Source organism: Streptoalloteichus tenebrarius (assembly GCF_024171885.1).
In the GTDB taxonomy this organism is placed as follows: Bacteria; Actinomycetota; Actinomycetes; order Mycobacteriales; family Pseudonocardiaceae; genus Streptoalloteichus; species Streptoalloteichus tenebrarius.
On sequence record NZ_JAMTCP010000061.1, the window covers coordinates 1 to 19,174 of the forward strand.

Below are 19,174 nucleotides of genomic sequence, written 5' to 3' on the forward strand. Positions count from 1 at the left end.
CGGTTTCCGGTTTCCGGTTTCCGGTTTCCGGTTTCCGGTTTCCGGTTTCCGGTTTCCGGTTTCCGGTTTCCGGTTTCCGGTTTCCGGTTTCCGGTCAATCTCCGATTATATCCCTCGATGGCGGTCGAGGGTCGCCGATTCACCCGGAGGTGACGGCTCGTCGGGCCGCACGGGCCCGCGTCCCCACCTGCCCTCCGCGCCGTCACGGCGATCAATCGTACGGCCTGGCGAACCCCCGTCCCGGTGTCCTCGCGGTCGTCGCCCGTCGCTCGCGGCGCCGACACGACGGTCAGGCGCGGAGGTAGGACGCGCCGTTGACGTCGATGACCGTGCCGCTGGCGAACTCCGCCTGGGGCGAGGCCAGGTAGAGCACGGCGTGCGCCACCTCCTCGGCGGTCGCGACCCGGCCGAACGGGCTCTGCGCCCGCACCGCGTCCGCGTCCGGCCCGTTCAGCAGGTCCTCCGCCATGCCGGCGTCGACCACCCCGGGGGCCACGGCCGTGACGGAGATGCCGTGTTGGGCCAGCGACAGCGCGAGCGTCTGGCCCAGCGCGTGCAGACCGGCCTTGGTCGCCGCGTAGGCCGGCATCAACGGCGTGCCCCGGTACGCGCCGCGCGAGCCGACGTTGATGATCCGTCCGCCTCGGTCCCGCATGTGTTGGACCGCGCGGTGGATGACGTTCGCCGGGCCGGTCAGGTTGACCGCGACCATGCGCTGCCACGCCGCCTGCCAGTCCTCATAGGACGATTCCAGCACCGGGTGGTGCGGACGGGACACGCCCGCGTTGTTCACCAGCACGTCGAGCCGGCCCACGGCCTCGACCGTCGCCTCGACGAGGTGGCGGGCGCCGTCCGGGTCGGTGATGTCCGCGCCCACCGCGTGGTGGCCGTCGCCGGGCAACGTCGCGAGCAGCTCCTCCGCCCGCTCCCTGCCGCTGGCGTAGTGCAGGACGACCTGGTCTCCGGCGTCGGCGAACGCCCTCGCGATCGCCGCGCCGATGCCGCCCGAAGCGCCAGTGACGAGTACTGCTCGGCGTGTCATCAACGAACATCCTTTCCTTGTTGCTTCGGGGTTTCCGTTCCTGGTTCCGTTCCGCCCGCAGGACGCGATCTACGCGACTCGCTCCCGCCGGGCGAAGTCCCGCACGAGCGGGGACCGGTACGCCCTACTGAGCTGACGGAGGAAGTGCAGCTCCGTATCGAGCTGGGTCCCGCCCTGGCTGACCAGGTTCGGCGGTTCGGGCTGGGGCTCCTCGCCCCGCCGGCGGGCGTCGAGCGCCGCGACGAGCCAACACGCCGTCACCGTCGCGTCCAGCAGGTCGTCGGCGACGCCGTGCGCCACCACGTGCTCCCGCGCCGCCTCCAACGTCGCGGGCGACACGTAGTTGCGCAGGAACAGCAGGCCGTCCCGGATCTCGATGATGGTCCGGTAGACCCGCAGGCTCGGCGCCGTGAGCAGGGTGACGCCCCGGTGCGCCTCGACCATGACCACGGTGGGCACCGCCGCCGTGATGTCGCGCCACAACGGCCGCAGCTCGAACAACGCCGCCAGCGCGACGAACGGCCGGAACAACGCCGCCGAGGACGCCACGAGCACACCGCCGGCGAGGAACAGCGCCTCGATCCCGGTCACCGGGGAGAGCAACGCCAACGCGACCTGCGACTCCGTGGCCAGGTAGAGCAGGAACAGGATCCACAGGAAGCAGGCCAGGCCCATGCCGGTGCCGAACATCAGCAGCCCGACCCGCAGGGGGCGGTGGTCCGCCTGGCGGCCATGGAAGCAGCACACCACGGCGCACACGAAGTCCGCGACGAAGAGGAACGCGAAGTACAGGCCCCAGTACGCGGGCGAGGGGCCCGGGTCGGCGTTGACCACGTTCCTGGCGTGGGGCGGGGAGGCGCTGTCGATCCACAGCAACGCCGTGATCACCACGCCGCTGACCAGCAGGACGGGCATGATCAGCCGGGCTCGCCCCGCCGCCAGCAGCACGAAGCACAGCAACGCGGCCGAGTCGGCCGTCGCGAAGACCTGCCGGGCGACGTCGATCGTGTGCGGGTCGCCGACGAGCCCCTGGAGGACGCGGTCGACTCCCTCCAGCCGCAGCGACATCGCCACCGCGATCGTCGTGATGGCCAGCCACAGGGCGCGTTGCTGGGGGTGGCGCAGCGCCTGCGGCGCCTTGACGAACGCCACCAGCCACATGCTGGCGACACCGACGAGCTCCAGCACCATCGGCCGCTACTCCGCGCTTCGGTGGTAGCCGATGCCGGCCTCCAGGCCGGCGATGAAGCCGGTCAGTGGGGACGGGGCCGGGATGCGTCCGATGTCTTCCAGGATCAGGGTGGCGATCATCTCGGCCTGTTGCTCCTCGTCCTGGTTGTAGCGGATGCGCGGGAGGATGCTCCTGATGCGCGCCGGGTCCACCGAGCCGATGGCGCGGAACGCGGTCCGCACGTCGTCCAACGCGAGCTGGTTGTGCTCGCAGAGCATGTGGCCGACCTCGTGCAGGATGATGTGGTCGTGGTGGAGCGGACTGGTGTCCTGCTCGTAGAAGATGTGGTCCGCCGTGTCCGTCGCCAGCCACAGTCCGCTCGGCGCCCCTGGCGACGTGAGCCCGCTGATCGGCTGGAGGTGCAGCGGCCGACCGCGCTGCCGCGCCAGGTCCGCGCAGAAGACCCGGACGTCGAACGGACTCTGGATGCTCAGGTGGCGGATGCGGGACCGGCAGTCTCGTCGGAGCCTGCGGAGCCGCACGGTGACCTCCTCCGATCCTCGACCAGCCGGACGCGCGGGGGTACGGCCCATTCTCTCAGCGTCCCCGCCCCCGAGGGAATGCTGTTCGCGCTGCGCCGATCACCCACCGTGACATCCTCCCACTGCTGACATCAAGGCCAGGGTCCTCGCCGCCGGGGCACGGTCCCGCCGGCAGCCGCACGGCCGACATGCCGGCCGTCGACCCGACCGGGACATGGCCGCTCCTGGCCCAGAAACGCGAGAAGCGGGTTGCGGTCCCGTGTAGGACCACAACCCGCTTCTCGGTGGAGTGCGCCGCCAGGGACTCGAACCCCGAACCCGCTGACAAGAGTCGAAAGTTCACCCATGCGGACCAGCACCACCAGCGACTACACGTGCCCCAAGTCCCCACCGGCATGCACCAGAGGCACCACCAGCCCACCTGATGGACAGAACAGTCCCGCCACGTACCAAACAGTCGCCTGGACCTCGACGTCGTGGGTAGGACAGCCCTATCTCCTACTAGGCTAGGCAGTCGCCGGGTAAACCCCGCCGATTCTTTACCGGTCTGGGATAGAAGTACACAGCCTAGGCGGCGCGACTTATGCCCGAGACCACGCTCGTTATCACGACTCGAATCCGACGAAGAAGTTTCCAGCAATAGCTTTGCTCGACGGCGACAAGAGGGAGGAGCCGGGTTATGAACCGCAGTCGCTTGGCGCCCTGAATGAATCTACCCGCTCGCGGGATACTGCCTTCCTGCCTGGAGATTCAGGTCCTGAGGAGTATATCTTCTCGCGAGTGGCTGACAATCTCGATGTAATTCCTAACCTTGCTGCTAAGCTAACACTGGCGCTCACTCTCGACATCGCGACGCAAGAGAGGGTGCGGGATTCTGTTCACGGGCGCAGGCGAACGAACCGCGACCGCCACATAATCTTCTCGCAAATTGGCGAAGATCTGGACTTCTTGTCAGAGTTGATCGTGCGGAGGGCGTTCGTGGTTCTTGGTCGAATGCCTTTCCTGATGAAGTAAAGAGTATCTGGGACCCAGTGTTCGACTTGTTGCCGAAGATTAAGCAACAGTAGAATTATCGTGGGTTGCGTCGTTTGCTCAGACGATTTGGTGATCTTGATATTTCGAGGACAGACGTAGACTGGGGAGGTGACGGAGAGCGCGGAGGGGTTGGAGTGGACGGTTCGTGGTGAGCGGACCGTCTACGACAACCAGTGGGTACGACTGGCCTTAGTAGACGTCGAGCCGCCGGATGGGCGACGGTTCGAGCATCACGTGGTGAACCTGCACCGCGTGGCAATTGCGCTCGTGGTCGACGAGGAAGAGCGGGTGCTGACGCTCTGGCGATACAGGTTCGCCGTCGACCAGTGGGGCTACGAATTGGTCGGTGGGCTCGTCGAAGAAGGCGAGGAAGCGGCGCGGACAGCGGCGCGCGAGATCGAGGAGGAGACCGGTTATCGGGCCGTGGGTGAGCCCGAGCACCTGTTGAGCTTCCAGCCGCTGCCGGGCATGGTGCGGGCACAGACGGACGTGTTTCTGTGGCGCCAGGTCGAGAAGGTCGGAGACCCGACCGACGCGGAAGAGGCCGCGCGGATCGAGTGGATTCCGATCAAGCGCATGTTGGAGTTGGTGAAGCGGGGCGAGGTGTTGGGCGCGGGGGCGATCGTTCCGCTTCTCTACTACCTGGCCTCACGCGATCTCGGCGGAGCCGGGAAGGACTAGCCGCTTGAGACGCCGCCGCTGGCGGTCGGACCCGATCTGGGAGACGAGTTGGCGCGCCTTGCGGGCGTATTCCAACGCCGCGTCCCGGTCGCCGGCGGCAGCGTAGGCGAAGGCCAGATCGACGAGCATCCCCGCCTCCCCTCGGATGGCTCGTCGACCCGCGGTGGGGATCGCGCGGGCGGCTGCTTCGAGGTGGTCGATCGCTTCCTGTTCTCCCAGGCGGGTGAGCGCGCTTCCGCGCCATCGCGCGAGGTGTGCCCGGTTGAGGAGAAGGAACGGCATTCGGGGATCAACCGGATCGGCCGGCAAGAGCGCGTCGGCTTCGTCGAAGGCTCGAAGAGCGTCGTCTCTCCTACCTTGCGCCGCGAGCCCTTCACCGTGGGCTGCGGCGAGCCAGCCCCGAAGCAAGGCGGGAGCGTGTCGGTCGACAAGGAGACGCGCGACCTCGAAGTTCTCGACTGCGGCGGCGGTCTCGCCGAGATCGAGAAGGATCACGGCCTGCTGGGCGGTCGCGTGGGCGAGAAGCGAGGGGCTGTCAGCCTCGCGGGCGGCGAGCTTGGCCGTTTCGTGGTGATCCCAGGCTGCCTTGATCGCTCCCCGATCGAGGGAGTTCCACCCTGCGAGGGTGCTCGCGTCGGTGAGAACGGCCGACAGTCGGGCGCGGTACCGGAGCGGAACCGCGTACGTGAGGATGCGTTGGATCTGGGCGATGTGGCTGTTGAGTTGGTCAAGGACGGTCGTCGCGCCGAAGCGTGCGTCAGAGGTGCGGGCGAGGTTGACCTGTTGCTGGAACTGCTCGATGGTCTCGACGTCGATGCTGCGAGCGACGGCGATGCGTGCCCGCAGCTCCTCTAACGACTCGTCTTCCGGTTCGGGTGGGAACCCTAATTCCTCGTTGGTTCGGCCGTAGATCTCGCGGAAGAGCTTCTGATAGTCGGGTGTCGTGACTTCTTCGTGCCCGTTCTCCCAGCGGGACAGCATGGTCTGGAGGCTGGCCGGGGCCGGAAGGGAGATCCCGCGCGTCCTGGCTCGTTGGATCAGGAGCCTGATGACGTGTTGTTGGGTGTGGCCCAATGCCTTGCGGACCGCCTGGAGCTTGGTCTTCGCCATCACGAGCCCTCACCCGAAGACGCCTTCTGACCCGCGCCCTTAACGCGGCTTAACGCGGGGAACGTTAAGCGCCGCCAATTACGAGGAAGGTCCGTCGCGCCGTTTCCTGTTGCCATGCGACGAGCGCTGCCACAGGACGGAACGACGAGCGGGCTACCGCTTCGGATGTTTCCGAGCATCATCGGACCGTCCGGGGCCGAGTCGGTTCGCCAGGGCTCCGACCTGGGCGCGCAGTCCGCGAACCTCGCGAACAAGGGTGTCCAGCAGGACGACCACCGGGTCTTCCGGGGTTGGGGCCGGAGAACCCTCGGCCGAAGGGGGCTCCTGGCCGTGCAGCACCGCCGTGAGGTGCTGCGGGTGCCAGCCCAGCGCGATCGACAGGGCTTCGAGCGTGCGCGGGTTTCTCCGACGCCGAATCCGGTCCTGCTGCATTTCGCGGATGATGGCGAGCGAAACGCCCGACCGCTCGGCGAGCTCCTTCTGTTTCATCGAGAGCTCGGCCGTGCGCGCGTTCAGCGCCGCCGCGACCGCGGCCCAGTCCTCCGTCACCTGCGCCTCCGCGCTCGTGCTCCGCCTCGGCGCTGACGTTAGCGCGGGAAGTGAAGCAGTCGCGGCATGAGGACTGAAACCAGCGTGAATTCTCATGAATCAGCGCTGATGTTGGTTTTCGGTGGGGTGAAATCAGTCTTTGGAGGCATACGGCCATGACTGAGACGGCGTCGGGACGCGCGGTCCCGACCTTCTCCACGGTCCCGGAGGCGGCGCGGATTCTCCGCGTCGACCCGGCGACCGTCTACCGAGCGATTCGGGAGAACGCGTTTCCGGCGGTGCGGCTCCGCACCCGGTACGTGATTCCGGCCGGGGCCGTCGAGGCGCTGGCGCGGCAGGCGGCGGGGACGGGCGGCGTGGTTGACGTCGCGCGGCTCGCGGCGGAGCGCCGGACGGCTCGGGAGTTCGAGCGGGCCGGGGGTGCGACGTGGTGAACGCGTTGCCGCCCGAGGAGTTGCGGCGGACCGCCGCACGCCTCGATCGGCTTCGGGGCGTCCCGGACGACGTGTTGGCCGACGCGGTGATGCGGGACGGCCTGTGCGTGTGGGTGTTCAGTGAGGGCGACGCGCCTGACCTGACCGGGGACGACGACGCGGACCGAGAGCTGGCGCGTCGTCTCTGCGAGGGGTGCCCGGTCGCCGACCACTGCCTGGAACTGGAGCTGCGGGCGACCGGGGAGCGCACGGCCGGCGTGTTCGGCGGCCTGCCGGAGCAGGACCGGCAGGCGCTGTTCCCGCACTGGCGCAGCCGACGTGCGCACGACGACGAGCACCAGGACGGAGAGGAGCCGACGTGTCCGTGACCCTCTCGCTCACCGTGATCTTCGTGCTGTGGGGCGGCTGGCTGCTCGTGCGCCGCCACGTCTACCTGATCTACGGCCTGCCGATCCTGCTCGCCGGGCTGTTCCTTGGCGGCACGTCGTGGGGCGGAACGCTGATCGAGATCACCGCGAACGTGATCGGCGCGCTCGCCCAGGCCGTCACGAAGATCGTCACCTGACGGCTGGCTTGGCCGGGTCCGGCGTGCGCTACCTCCCGTCGGCCCCGGCCATGCCGGACACACCCGGGCGCTGTCGCCCTCGCTCGCGCGTGGCCAGCGACCACAGCGCCACATGCAGCTTCTTCTCTGACGCCTGATCCCTGCTGTCCCGGCAAGGAGTACTCATGCGTACCCGTCCGACCCGCCCTCGTCAGTTCGGGCGGCGTCATCAGCCGGTCATCGCACTCACCGTGAAACGTGACCGCCGACGACCTCGGCGCCGCGACCGTTCGGACGTTGAGCCGTTGCACGTGTTGGCGTGGCGATACCGGTACTACCTGGCTCCGATCTACCTGACGTTCCTCGTGTGGGGCGGCGGCGCCTTGGCGCACCGGTGGCTCGGTACCGGGATGACCCTCCTCGTCGTGCTCGTCGCGGTGGCCGCTGCGGCGTTCTGGACTCGTCGGGCGCACGATCGCCGCGTTGAACGCGCCTACACGGTTGTTGTTGCCGCGACGGTAGGAGCCTGGCTGGTTGCTGCGGCCTGCCTCGGTGCCGGCCACCCGGTGCTCCTGCGCGTGCTCGCGGTCGCCGCGTTGCTCTGCGCGGTCCCGTGGTGGGCACATCACCGCATCCGATCCCAAGTCCGGGTCGAGCGCACCGTGGCGGCATGGCCCAGCATCGCGGAGGCAACCGGACTGAAAGGATCGAAGCTCGTTGGCGTCGTTGTGAACACGTGGGGCTGGACCGGACGGCTCACGCTCGCCGCCGGACAGACCGCCCGCGACGTGATGACCAAGCTGCGCACTGTCGAAAGCGTGCTCAAGCTCCCGGTTGGCTCGCTGCGCGCCGAACCTTGCCCGGACCGGGCTGACGTCGCGCTCGTCCGCGTGGTTCACGCGGACCCACACCGGAAGACCATCCTGTGGACCGGAAAGCCGGCTCGGTCGATCGCCGTCCCGCTCGAAGTCGGACCGTACGACGACGGCGACACCTGCCGAGTCCCGCTCTTCGACCAGGTGACCGGAACGCATCACGCGCTACTCGCCGGGACGAACGGGTCGGGGAAGTCGGGCCTGTTGAACTTGGTCGCCTGCCACGTGGTGACCGCTCCCGACGCGCTGTTGTGGGCGATCGACCTCAAGGGCGGCATGGAACTCCGCCCGTGGTGGCCCGTGTGTGACTGGCTGGCCACCACGACGAGCGAGGCCGCTGACATGTTGGCTGCCCTCCGCGCCGTCGTGGACGCTCGCGGGCAGGTGGCGCGACACCGCGTGTGGCAGTCCAGCCCAGCGGCACCGGTGATCAGCGTCCTGATCGACGAGGCCGCCGAGTTGCCTGCCGACGTCGTGGCGGATCTGGAGTCGGTCGCACGGCGCGGGCGTGCGTTGGGTGTCCAACTCGTGCTAGCCACGCAGTACCCGACCGCGAACGCTGTCGGCTCGACCCAGGTCCGCGCGCAGCTCCGGACCCGCGCGGCCTTCCGGTTCATGAAGACCAGCGAAGCCGCGACCGTTGTCACGGACACGGCCGCCACCGACCCGGCGACCATTCGCAAGGACCGACCCGGTTGTTGCTTCGTCGAGGCCGCTGGTGCCGAGCGACCGGCGCTCGTCCGCTGCTACTGGGTGGACGATGCGGCGGTGGCCCAGGTGGTCGAGACCTGGCGGGGTCGCCAACCCGCACTCGATCCTGTGTCCGCTCGTGCGGCGGGAACTGCGTACGCGCGGCGGCGAATCAACCCGGAAGAGCGGCCTGATCTGGAGAAGCCGCGTCGGGGTGAAGAAGTGGAGCAGGGCACGTCGGTGGTGGTCGCAGAACCGAGTGAGCCGGCTCGCACGCCGACGGCGTCACCGCCTCAGCAGTCAAGGCTCACCAACGAGGAAGCACATGCCGCGCTTCGGACTGCGCTCCTCGCCGCGGGCAACGACGGAACCAACGTTGAAGCCCTGTGCGAAGCTTGCGGCCGTCGGAAGACCTGGGTCTACCGTGAACTCGACGCGCTCGAAGAGCAGAAGATGATCACTCGTGCTCGTCGACACGGGTACTACCGCGCCACGCGGCGGCTTCGTCAGGAGCATGACGGAAGGTAGTTGGAGCGCCGAGTTCCACGGAAGTTCCGCAAGGTTCGGAGACGGTGCCCTACGCGCGCGTGCGCCTGCGCGCGTAGGGCGCTGTTCCGCCTCCACGGAAGGTTCCACCACAGGTGGCTACCCAGGGCCGTTGATCGCCGACTCGGGGCGGTGAAGGTCCTCAACGAGGTCCGGCACCAGATCGACCACATGCGGGAGGCGATGCGCCATGTTCTGCGACCCGCGATCCGAGTCCGCCTCGCCACGGTCCTTGTCGACGCGAACACGTTGGCCGGATGGCAGTCGCTTGACCTGGGCCTGACCACGGCCGCCTGGGAGCATTACGACGCCGCGCGGCTGGCAGCCAGGGAGGCTGAGTCTCCCGGGCTCTACGCGTACGCCTGCGCGGCGCAGTCAGTCGTGTTGGTGGACATCGGCGACGCCAGCGGCGCCGTCGAGCTGACCGAACACGCGAACAAGATCGGGAAGTGTGAAGCCCCGCCACTGCTCCGCGCGTGGCTCGCCGCTGCCCACGGCGAGGCCGCTGCGGCGAAGGGGCGCGCACGGGAGAGCATGGAAGCCTTCGACGAGGCCGACCGGACCATGCCCGACGAGCCCGATCCGGCGGAGACGCCGTACCTCGTGTTCGGCCGGACACACCTCGCGCGGTGGCGGGGAAACGCCCTGGCGCGGCTCGACAGCCAGTCCGCCGTGGACGTTCTGTCGCGCGCTCTCGCGCAGCTCGACCCTTCCTTCACCCGGGCTGAGGTCGCTGTCCGAGCCGATCTCGCCCGAGCGTTCGCCACAACCGGAGAACGCGCGGCGGCACGAGAACAGGCGGCAAAGGCACGCGAGCTCGCGGAACAGATCGGCTCCATCCGCCATCGACGCCGGCTCGCCGCATTGACGATCTGAGTCCTGCGGATGTTCAGGGGGCACCCGGAACGGGGCATGCGAGGCAGAACACATTCGCTCTTATTGATCGCCGAGCACGCTGATGCGGGAGAGGGCTGCGTGATGAAAGAGACCTGAGTCACGGCTGCGACAAAGCAGCGGCCGGCGGCTGCCAGCGCGCTTGGGGAACGAGGTGTGAGTCTTCGCCGGGAAAGCAAGAAGCGGGTTGTGGTCCCGTGGGGGACCACAACCCGCTTCTTGGTGGAGTGCGCCGCCAGGGACTCGAACCCCGAACCCGCTGATTAAGAGTCAGCTGCTCTGCCAGTTGAGCTAGCGGCGCTCGCTCCGTCCGGTTCTTCGTTCCGCCCGGCGCGACGGGAGAAAAGTTAGCACACGGTTCCGGCAGACAACGAATCGCCTGGTCAAGGGGGGTGTTGTAGGCCGATCGGGTGGTGCTGGAGGGGTGGCGAGGGTCCCGAGCGGCGGCGGGGCGGGGGAGGGTGTGTCATCGGGAGGTGGGCAAGGTCACAAGCGCAGTGGTGATGGTGGTGCTGGTCGCGCTGGCCGCCTGCACCGGCCAGGACGTGCCCCCGCCGACCAGCTCCGCGCCGCCGCCGGTGTCGATCGCCTTCGACCCGGGCGACGGCGCGGCCAACGTGCCGCCGCTCCAACCGGTGCGCGTGACGGCGAGCAACGGGCGCCTGGTCGACGTGGTGATGACGAACGAGGAGGGCCGCCAGGTCGCCGGCCAGCTCGCCCCGGACGGCGGGGGCTGGGCGGCCGCCGAGCCGCTGGGCTACGGCAGGACCTACACGCTGACCGCGACCGGCGAGGGGCGCGACAACCGGCCGGTGACCAGCAAGGCGACGTTCACCACGGTCAAGCCCGCCGCGATGCTCACCGTGGCCACCGACCCCGCGGAGGGAGAGGTCGTGGGCGTCGGCCAGCCGATCGTCCTGGTCTTCGACGGGCCGGTGGCGAACAAGGACGTGGCCGAGCAGTCGGTGCGGATCACCACCACGCCGGCCGTGGACGGGGCCTTCCACTGGTTCGACGACCAGCAGCTCCACTGGCGGCCCAGGGAGTTCTGGCCGGTCGGCACCCAGGTCTCCGTCGACGCCCGCGTCTACGGCAGGGACTTCGGCAACGGCGCCTACGGCGCGGAGGACCGCAGGACGAACTTCGTCGTGGGCAACGCCTTCGTCGCCACCGCCGACGGCGCCACGCACCAGATGACGGTCACGATCAACGGTGAGCTGGTCAACGCGATGCCGATCTCGATGGGCAGCCCCGACTTTCCGTCCAACAACGGCGTCCACGTCGTCACCGAACGGCACTCGCAGTTCCTGATGGACTCCACCACCTACGGCCTCCCGCTGGAGCAGGGCGGCTACCGGATGTTGGTCGACTGGGCGACCAGGATCTCCAACGGGGGCGAGTTCGTGCACTCCGCGCCGTGGTCCGTGGGCGACCAGGGCCGCCGCAACGTCAGCCACGGCTGCATCAACCTCGCCCCCGGCTACGCGAAGTGGTTCCACGACACCGTGAAGAAGGGTGATGTGGTCATCGTCACCAACAGCGGCGGACCCGCGCTCCAGTGGTGGGACGGCTACGGCGACTGGCAGGTGCCGTGGGAGACCTGGGTGCTCGGCGGCCGACGCTGAGACGGCGGCCACTCCAAGCCCACGCCGCGTCAGTCACCCCCGCAGCGGTCAACGCAGCGGTCAACGCAGTGGTCAACCCCGAGTCGCCCACACCTGGGCCGGCCACCGCCGAGGATCAACCGACGCCGGAGACACCGACAACGGCGAAGGGCCCCGGATCTCTCCGGGGCCCTTCGCCTGGGGTGAGTGACGGGATTTGAACCCGCGACACCTGGGACCACAACCCAGTGCTCTACCGACTGAGCTACACCCACCATGCTGTCCTCGGCTTCTCGCCGTGGCGCCGGCATATCGTAGCGCGTCGGGTCGCGAGATCAGAAATCGCCCCGCCGATCAGGGGGTCGCGGCCGTCTCACCAGGGGTTTCCCGCTCCCGCGCGCGGTCGCGCTCCAGCAGCTCGGCGGCCACCGCCTGCGCCTCCTCACTGCTCGGCCCCGGCTGCGGGACGAACGCGGTGCGCCGGTAGTAGGCCAGCTCCCGGATGGACTCCTTGATGTCGGCCAGCGCCCGGTGCGCCAGTCCCTTCTCCGGCTGCGCGTAGTAGATGCGCGGGAACCAGCGCCGGCACAGCTCCTTGATCGAGGAGACGTCCACCATCCGGTAGTGCAGGTGGGCGTCCAGCTTGGGCATGTCGCGGGCGATGAACCCGCGGTCGGTCGCGATCGAGTTGCCTGCCAGCGGCGCGGTGCGGGAGTCGGGGACGTATCGCCGGATGTAGTCGAGGACGAGCTGCTCGGCCTCGGCGAGGGTGACCGTGGACCGGCGCACCTCCTCGGTGAGACCCGAGCGGGCGTGCATGTCGCGCACCACGTCCGGCATGGTGTCCAGCACCGCGTCGTCGGCGTGGATCACGACGTCGACCCCGTCCCCGAGGACGTTGAGGTCGGCGTCGGTCACCAGCGCGGCGATCTCGATCAGGGCGTCCTTGGCCAGGTCCAGCCCTGTCATCTCGCAGTCGATCCACACCAGACGGTCGTTCACCCGCGCGAGCCTAGCCCGCCGCCCACCGGCGGGCCCCCGTCACCGTGGCGGTTGGTGTGCCCGCCGTCACGATTTACGGTGCCCGGGGGAGACGGAACCGCCGTTCGAGGGAAGGTGGGGGTGGCCGAGCAGCAGCGCCCTCGGACCACCCCGGACCACGCCTTCGGGTGATCTTGCGTTCCTCCCGGGTGATCCGGCCGTCGGGGGAACCGACCCGTCCCCCGGCGGCCGGCCGATCACCCCGCTACCAGGTCACCGGCAACGAGCGCACGCTGTAGAACGGCGTCTCGAAGTGGAACGGGATCTCCGCCAGCGGGACGGTCACGCGGAGGTCAGGGGCCCGCCGCACCAGCGCCCGCAACGCCAGGGACATCTCCAGCCGCGCCAGGTGCTGCCCGATGCACTGGTGCACCCCCCACCCGAACGTGAGGTGCCCCTTCGCCGAGCGGCACACGTCCAGCCGGTCGGCGTCGACGAACCGCCCCGCGTCCCGGTTGGCCGAGGACAACGACACGATCACGCCCTCGCCCGCCCTGATCAGCCGCCCACCCAGCTCCACGTCCTCGGTGACGGCGCGCACCAGCCCGTGCTGCGTCAGGCCCAGGTAGCGGAGCAGCTCGTCGACGGCGGCGTCGACCCGTTCCGGCTCGGCGACCAGCCGCTCCCACTCCGCGCGGTGTTCGAGCAGCGCCAACACCGACAGCGAGATGGCGTTCGCCGTGGTCTCGTACCCGCCGACCAGCAGTAACACCGTCATCCCGACCAGCTCGTCCCTGCTGACCTCCCCGGTCCGCAGGTACCGCGTGACCAGTCGGCTGACCAGGTCCTCGCCCGGGTCGCGGTCCTTCGCCGCGATCAGCTCGGCGAGGTAGGACTCCAGCTCGCCGAGCGCGGCCCTGACCTCCTCCGCCGGCAGCGACCGGTCCAGGTGCCGCCGGCTGCGGCTGGTGAAGAACTCCCGGTCGGCGTAGGGGACGCCGAGCATCGCGGCCGTCACCTGGGTGGGGATCGGCAGGGCGAAGCCGGCCACCAGGTCCGCCGGCCGGGCCGAGGCGAGGAACGCGTCCAGGCACTCCTCGACGATCCGCTCGACCCGGGGCCGCCACACCTCCATCCTGGCCGCGGTGAAGTCGTGGGCCAGGATCCGGCGGTACCGGGTGTGCAGCGGCGGGTCGGTGACCAGGAAGCTGCCCGGCGCCGCCTTCCGGTCGACCACCGGCCGCAACTGCGGGTAGCCGGGCCGGCTCGGGTCCGAGCTGAACGTCGCCGGGTCGCTGAGCACCCGGCGCACGTCCGCGTAGCGGGTCACCAGCCAGGCGCGTTGGCCGTGCCGCAGCCGAACCGGGGTGACCGGGTCGTCGGCCCGCAGCCGCGCGTACTCGGTGGGCGGGTCGAAACCCGGGCGCCGGGCCATGGGGAAGCGGGGCAGGTCGTCGGCGGGATCAACAACGGGCTGGGCCATCGGATCGCCTCTCCCGGTCAACGTCGAGGGGGGACCCTCACGACGTTTCCAGGAACGGCCGCAGCAGACCAGGGACGGCCTCGTCCGCCAGCGCCACCCCGTCGCCGAGATCGACGTCGGTGACCTCGTACGCGCCCTCGCCGGCCGCGGTCACCGCGCTCAGCGTGACCAGCCCGGACAGCCGCTGGAACGGCGACTGCCGCATCCGCCAGCCGACGATGCCCGTGCGCTGCAAGGCCACCGTCTGCCGCACCAGCGACCCCGACCGCACCACCAGGTAGCGCTCGGTCAGCGCGTGCCCGAGGTTGCGGTAGCGGTCCAGGCCGAGCAGGACCGCGACCGGCAGCAGCGCCAGCGCCACCCAGCACGGCCAGTACGGCACGTGGCCCGTGGCCGCGCCCACGCCGAGGGCGGCGGCGAGCGCCAGGACCGGCACGACCGCCCGCACGAGCCGCCGACGCCGCGCGATCCGGGGGTGCCGGCGCAGCCGGACCGTCGTCGGCGCGGTCTCCACGGCCAGGACCGTGGCCGCGACGTCGTGCGCGTCGCCCCTGGGCGCGGGCGGCAGCAGCGTGTCGCTGCCGGCCCCGGTGCCCAGGCCGGTCGCGACCGCCGCGCACTTCGCGCCGCCACCGGCCCGCAGCAACAGCGGCTCGCTGATCCGCACGCCCCGGAGCCGGTCCTCCTCCAGCGAGACCGACCGCGTGGTCAGCAGTCCCCGGCGCACCCGGAGGGTGGCGTCGGACTCCCGGGTGAGCGTGAAGCCCCAGAACTGGACCAGGTACAGCACCATGGCGCCGGCGGTCAGCACGACCAGCAGGACCACGACCACGATGGCGATGATCAACGGCAGCGGGGTGCGCTCCAGCCACTGCGCCACGGCTCGCAGCGGGCCCAGGTGGACCGGGTCGACGTCCAGCTCGTTGAGCACCTGGAAGGCGGTGCCGGTCAGCGCGCCCATCGCGGCCAGCCCGGACAGGGTCAGCGGCGCGAACCGCAGCCAGCCCGGCCGGAACGCCGCCAGCACCTCGCCGGGCTCGGCCTCCGCTGGCGTCTCCTGTTCCGGCGTCGCGGCCTCGGCGCCCGCGGTGGCCGCCGTGCCCGGCGTGCGGCGCAGGAGCACCTGCCGCAGGTGCTCGGCCTCGGCCGCCGAGACGGCGTCGAGCGTCAGCTCGTCCTCCTCGCCGACCTTGTCGTTGCGGCCGGTGCCGACCTTGACGACGCTCAGCCCGAACAGCCGGTGCACCACGTCCGACGTGGCGTCGACCGTGCGCAGCCGGTCCCTGGGCACCGAGCGCTGCTGCCGGAAGAACAGGCCGGAGTGCAGCTCCACGTGCGTCTCGCTGATCCGGTACCGGGTGGTCGCCCACCGGATCACGCCCGCGACCACGAGCAGCCCGCCGCCGGCGAGCGCCGCCCACAGCTTCCACCGGTCCGTTCCACCGACGACCAGCACCAGCACCGCCGGGAGGAGCAGCTTGCCGGCCTCGGTGATCGGTTTGACCGCGAGCATCCTCGGGTCGAGCCGACGCCAGTCCTGTTGGGCGGGGTCCACCCACTCCCTGGCGGGCGGCATCGGCGGCAGGTCCAGCGGCGGACCGCCGGCGGACGAGCCGGGCGCGACGGGCGCGGGTGGAACCGGCCCGGGCGCGGCCGGCCCGGGCGCGGCCGGGCCGGACGTGATCGGGCCGGACGTGATCGGGCCGGGTGTCGTCGGATCGCCGGGAGTGGTCACGTCGCATCACCCCGCGTCGCCTGCGTGGCCGCGGTCAGCTCCTCCACCAGCCGCTGCGCCACCTCCAGGTCGAGGCCGGGGATCTCCAGCGGGCCGGCGGCCGAGGCCGTCGTGACGGTCACCGTGGCCAGCCCCAGCATCTGCTGGAGCGGCCCCCGCTTGGTGTCGACGGTCTGGATCCGGGAGAGCGGCGCCACCCGCCAGTCCTGCACGAACCACCCGGTCCGGGTGTAGACGGCCTCCGGCGTGGCCTCCCACCGGTGCACGCGGTACCGCCAGCGGGGGATCACCACGCAGCCGACCGCGCCGAGGACGGCCGTGGCGATCGAGGTCCCCACCAGCGTGGGGCGCCCGGCGTCCCAGAAGAACATGGCCACGAGTTGGGGGACCAGCAACAGGACCGTCCCGATCAGCTCCTCCACCAACCACCAGGTCACCGCCTTGCGGCTGACGCGGTGTCGTGGCGCCCGCAGGCGTGGTCGGGCCGCCCCCGTCTCCCCGTTCGGTCTCACGCCTTCAGGGTCGCAGCCAACCGCGCAATCAGGTAACGACTGGCCGGGGCGGTCCAGACGAGGGTGACGGAGGTGACAATAATGCGGGAAGTCTTGTCAACCCTCTCCTGCGATGGGCTGCCGTGGCACGCGAAACGACTGACAACAGAGGCCCGGGAAAGTCATCCGCGATGACCGCGCGGCCCACCGCCGGTTTCGGCGACCGGCTGCGGGCGTTGCGGCTGCGGCGCGGGCTGGCGCAGAAGGACCTGGCGGGACCCGGCGTCTCCACCAGCTACGTCTCCCGGCTGGAGTCCGGGGAGCGGGCGCCGTCCCCGCAGGTGGTGGCCCATCTGGCCGCCGCGCTCGGGGTCGAGCCGGCCGAGCTGGTCGGCCGTGCCCCCGCGGTCGAGCAGCGGCAGGCGCTGCTGTGGTGCGAGGCCGTGCTCGCCCACCGCGACGGCGAGACAGCCCGCGCGGTGTCCCTGCTCGACGAGCTGGGCGGCGTGGCCGAGGAGCCGATGTTCGGCTGGAGCGTGCGCTGGACCAGGGCCGCGCTGCTGGCCAGGGGCCAGGAGCCGGAGCGGCTGATCGTCGCCACCGAGGAGCTGCTGGACTCCTGGTCGCCGGGCGCCGCCGTGGACGCCCTGGTCGAGGTCATGCGGGCGGCCGCGTTGCGTCAGCTCGGGCGGACGGCCGAGGCCGTGCACGCGGTGCGCACGGCCGTCGCGTTGACCGAGGACCCGCAGGACCCGCTGACCGCGGCCACCCACCTGCGCTGCCTTGTGGCGTTGTGCAGCGAGCTGGCCAGGGCCGCGCGGCTCGCCGAGGCCGAGGAGGCCGTGCAGCAGCTCGCGCTCGCCCTGCGCGACGCCGAACCCGACCGGGTCGCGGTGTCGGGGTGGTGGGTCAAGGCGCAGGTGGAGGACCGGCTGGGTCGACGCGCCGAGGCCAGCGAGTCCATCGCGACCGCGCAGCGCCTGCTGGACAGCGTCGACGTCGAGCCCCAGTTCCGGCACCGGGTGAGCCTCGCGGCGGTGGCGATCGGGCTGCGCGCCGAGGAGCCCGAGGTCGCCGAGCTGACCAGGGTCCTCAACGGCGTCGCCGCCTCCGTCGCGCCCCGCTCCCAGCTCGCGGCGCAGGTCGACGCCCTGCGCGGCGAGATGGCGCTGCGCACGGGCGACGCGCGGGCCGCGTGGGACCTGGCCGGCCGGGCGTTGGAGGTGGGGACGCTCGACCACGAGGACGAGCTGCGCTGCCGCGTCCTGTTGGTGCGCGCGGCGGTGGAACTGGCCGACGCCGAACGGCTGCGCGAGGCGCGTTCCGAGCTGGCGGACCTGTTGGAGCGCCTCGGGTCGGTCAGCATCGACCCGGCGTTGTGGCGCAACGTGGCGCAGTTGGCGTTGCGGGCGGTCGTGCCGGGCCGGAGCGACTGACCCCGGCGACCCCGGCCCGGCACGCGTGCACCCGGTTCAGCCGGCGTGGCCGAGGACGGGGTAGTGGTCGGAGTAGTCGGTGTAGGAGTACTCGCGGAACCAGGACCTGACTGTCCACTTCGGACTGTGGATGGCGGTGGCCTCGTTCGTCCACGTCGCCGGCGCGGGATGCCCGTTGAGCGGCAGCACGTAGTCCAGCCGCTGCGGCTCCTGCCCCGGGTACTGCGCGGCCGTGACCGAGTTGGTGCGCGGGTCCCAGGAGAACGGGTGGCCGGTGAACGAGGGGCGCCGGGCGTCGAGCGCGGCCAGCGTCCGGTCGAGTTCCGCGGTGCCGGCCACGACGTTCAGGTCGCCGGCGACGAGGACGGGCTCGTCCGCCGGCACGCGCCGGTCGTCGAGGAAGCGCCGGATCTCGCGGACCTGCCCTGCGCGCACGGCGGCGGCGTCGCCGCAGGCCCCGTCCTCGGCCTGGAGGTGGGTGCCGACCACGTGCACCGGTCCGGCCGGCGAGGCCAGACGGGCGTAGACGAACCCCTTCTGCGCGAGCGCGTCGGCCCCGCACCCCTCGGCGAACACGTGTTGCCGGCGTTCGGTGATCGGCCACCGGCTGATCACGCTCACCCCGCCGTCCTCGGGCGTGAGGTCGGAGTACCGGCCGGTCGTGCCGTCCCATCCGGCGCGGGAGCGGCCGAGCACCGGCGTCTGGTGCGGGTAGTCGGCGGCGAGGCCGCGCAGTAGCCGGGCCGAGGCGTCGTTGTCGAACGCCTCCTGGAGCACCACGACGTCCTGGCCGCGGAGGACGCCCTGCGCGGCGATCAGGTCGGCGCGCTGTTCCTGGCCCCAGTTCGGGTAGAGCCCCCTGGACAGCAGGAAGACGTTGTAGGTGGCGACGCGCGGGGCGGGGGCGGGCCCGGCCGGCGCCGCCGAGGCCGGGACGGCGGTCAGGGTGGCGGTCAGCCCCATGCCGACCGCGACCACCAGCGACGTGAGGAAGCTTCGTCTTCGCATGGCCGGATGGTCGCGGTCGGCGGGGGCCGGCGCGTCACGATCGTTCGTCGAACGGGTGAACGCGCGGTGTCGGGCGCCGGTTTACGGGTCGGGCCACTCGATGCCGCAGGTGTGGTGGTCGGGATCGGGGGAGCCGGGCGCGCAGTGCGGGTCGCTGACGGTGGGGGGCGCGGTCGGCCCGGTGGCGGCCGCCGTGACCGAGGGCGCCACCGTCGTCAGGACGCCGAGCGCGAGCGCGGCGACCGCCAGCAGGGGGGCAGCGGGATGTCGGCGCATCTCGATTTCCGTTTCGTCGGGGGTGTTGGCAGGGATGGGGAAACACG

Annotated in this window: 19 protein-coding genes and 2 tRNA genes; 8 read left to right on the top strand and 13 right to left on the bottom strand. The window is 70.7% G+C overall.

From position 1 onward, the window contains the following. Positions 1–289: 289 nt before the first annotated feature. From LX15_RS29870 to LX15_RS29880, 3 genes are all read right to left on the bottom strand, one after another. Positions 290–1,042, bottom strand: coding sequence for an SDR family NAD(P)-dependent oxidoreductase (locus LX15_RS29870; protein WP_253674291.1), 753 nt, complete (start codon positions 1,040–1,042; stop codon positions 290–292). Between the two features lie 69 nt (positions 1,043–1,111). Further along, positions 1,112–2,233, bottom strand: a complete 1,122-nt coding sequence (locus tag LX15_RS29875) for an MAB_1171c family putative transporter (protein WP_253674293.1) — start codon at positions 2,231–2,233, stop codon at positions 1,112–1,114. 6 nt (positions 2,234–2,239) lie between these two features. Then, complete coding sequence (locus LX15_RS29880; RefSeq protein WP_253674295.1) at positions 2,240–2,755, bottom strand: hypothetical protein; 516 nt, start codon at positions 2,753–2,755, stop codon at positions 2,240–2,242. A gap of 1,143 nt (positions 2,756–3,898) precedes the next feature. On the opposite strand from LX15_RS29880, the gene LX15_RS29885 reads away from it, so the two are divergent. After that, on the top strand, positions 3,899–4,471 hold the full coding sequence (locus tag LX15_RS29885; RefSeq protein WP_253674297.1) for an NUDIX hydrolase: 573 nt from the start codon (positions 3,899–3,901) through the stop codon (positions 4,469–4,471). Here the strand turns inward: LX15_RS29885 and LX15_RS29890 are convergent. Further along, positions 4,439–5,581: an NsdA family TPR-like regulatory protein gene (locus LX15_RS29890; RefSeq protein ID WP_253674299.1), complete on the bottom strand. Its 1,143-nt coding sequence runs from the start codon at positions 5,579–5,581 to the stop codon at positions 4,439–4,441. The genes LX15_RS29885 and LX15_RS29890 overlap by 33 nt on opposite strands. A 153-nt stretch (positions 5,582–5,734) precedes the next feature. Then, on the bottom strand, positions 5,735–6,130 hold the full coding sequence (locus LX15_RS29895; RefSeq protein ID WP_253674301.1) for a helix-turn-helix domain-containing protein: 396 nt from the start codon (positions 6,128–6,130) through the stop codon (positions 5,735–5,737). Between the two features lie 155 nt (positions 6,131–6,285). On the opposite strand from LX15_RS29895, the gene LX15_RS29900 reads away from it, so the two are divergent. The 5 genes from LX15_RS29900 to LX15_RS29920 all read left to right on the top strand — a co-directional run bounded on the left by LX15_RS29900 (position 6,286) and on the right by LX15_RS29920 (position 10,095). Beyond that, on the top strand, positions 6,286–6,564 hold the full coding sequence (locus tag LX15_RS29900; RefSeq protein WP_253674303.1) for a helix-turn-helix domain-containing protein: 279 nt from the start codon (positions 6,286–6,288) through the stop codon (positions 6,562–6,564). Beyond that, positions 6,561–6,932, top strand: a complete 372-nt coding sequence (locus tag LX15_RS29905; RefSeq protein ID WP_253674305.1) for a WhiB family transcriptional regulator — start codon at positions 6,561–6,563, stop codon at positions 6,930–6,932. The genes LX15_RS29900 and LX15_RS29905 overlap by 4 nt, the downstream gene beginning before the upstream one ends. Further along, on the top strand, positions 6,923–7,129 hold the full coding sequence (locus LX15_RS29910; protein WP_253674307.1) for a hypothetical protein: 207 nt from the start codon (positions 6,923–6,925) through the stop codon (positions 7,127–7,129). Before LX15_RS29905 ends, LX15_RS29910 begins: the two co-directional genes overlap by 10 nt. 164 nt (positions 7,130–7,293) lie before the next feature. After that, the gene (locus tag LX15_RS29915; RefSeq protein WP_253674313.1) at positions 7,294–9,201 is read left to right on the top strand and encodes an FtsK/SpoIIIE domain-containing protein; all 1,908 of its coding nucleotides are present in this window, start codon (positions 7,294–7,296) and stop codon (positions 9,199–9,201) included. Next, entirely contained in the window at positions 9,202–10,095 is an 894-nt protein-coding gene (locus tag LX15_RS29920; protein WP_504978737.1) for an NsdA family TPR-like regulatory protein, read from the top strand. A 246-nt stretch (positions 10,096–10,341) separates the two neighbouring features. On the opposite strand, the gene LX15_RS29925 is transcribed toward LX15_RS29920, so the two are convergent. Further along, positions 10,342–10,414: transfer RNA gene (locus LX15_RS29925), tRNA-Lys, on the bottom strand. Between the two features lie 175 nt (positions 10,415–10,589). Between LX15_RS29925 and LX15_RS29930 the strand changes: the two genes are divergently transcribed. Continuing rightward, positions 10,590–11,738 (top strand): L,D-transpeptidase, encoded by a 1,149-nt coding sequence (locus tag LX15_RS29930; RefSeq protein WP_253674315.1) that lies wholly within the window; start codon positions 10,590–10,592, stop codon positions 11,736–11,738. A 178-nt stretch (positions 11,739–11,916) separates the two neighbouring features. On the opposite strand, the gene LX15_RS29935 is transcribed toward LX15_RS29930, so the two are convergent. The 5 genes from LX15_RS29935 to LX15_RS29955 form a co-directional block, all read right to left on the bottom strand. Continuing rightward, positions 11,917–11,992, bottom strand: a tRNA-His gene (locus LX15_RS29935). 79 nt (positions 11,993–12,071) lie between these two features. After that, positions 12,072–12,719: an oligoribonuclease gene (orn, locus tag LX15_RS29940; protein WP_253674316.1), complete on the bottom strand. Its 648-nt coding sequence runs from the start codon at positions 12,717–12,719 to the stop codon at positions 12,072–12,074. Positions 12,720–12,963: 244 nt separating this feature from the next. Beyond that, complete coding sequence (locus LX15_RS29945; RefSeq protein WP_253674321.1) at positions 12,964–14,181, bottom strand: cytochrome P450; 1,218 nt, start codon at positions 14,179–14,181, stop codon at positions 12,964–12,966. Between the two features lie 37 nt (positions 14,182–14,218). After that, entirely contained in the window at positions 14,219–15,916 is a 1,698-nt protein-coding gene (locus tag LX15_RS29950; RefSeq protein WP_253674323.1) for a PH domain-containing protein, read from the bottom strand. Beyond that, positions 15,913–16,428 (bottom strand): PH domain-containing protein, encoded by a 516-nt coding sequence (locus LX15_RS29955; RefSeq protein ID WP_253674324.1) that lies wholly within the window; start codon positions 16,426–16,428, stop codon positions 15,913–15,915. Before LX15_RS29955 ends, LX15_RS29950 begins: the two co-directional genes overlap by 4 nt. 170 nt (positions 16,429–16,598) lie before the next feature. On the opposite strand from LX15_RS29955, the gene LX15_RS29960 reads away from it, so the two are divergent. Further along, positions 16,599–17,843 (top strand): helix-turn-helix domain-containing protein, encoded by a 1,245-nt coding sequence (locus LX15_RS29960; protein WP_253674325.1) that lies wholly within the window; start codon positions 16,599–16,601, stop codon positions 17,841–17,843. 36 nt (positions 17,844–17,879) lie between these two features. Here the strand turns inward: LX15_RS29960 and sph are convergent, their stop codons facing one another. Next, positions 17,880–18,851: a sphingomyelin phosphodiesterase gene (gene sph / locus LX15_RS29965; RefSeq protein WP_253674328.1), complete on the bottom strand. Its 972-nt coding sequence runs from the start codon at positions 18,849–18,851 to the stop codon at positions 17,880–17,882. 81 nt (positions 18,852–18,932) lie between these two features. Continuing rightward, positions 18,933–19,127 carry a hypothetical protein gene (locus LX15_RS29970; protein WP_253674329.1) on the bottom strand — a complete coding sequence of 65 codons (195 nt, stop codon included), beginning with the start codon at positions 19,125–19,127 and terminating at the stop codon, positions 18,933–18,935. Positions 19,128–19,174 lie beyond the last annotated feature (47 nt).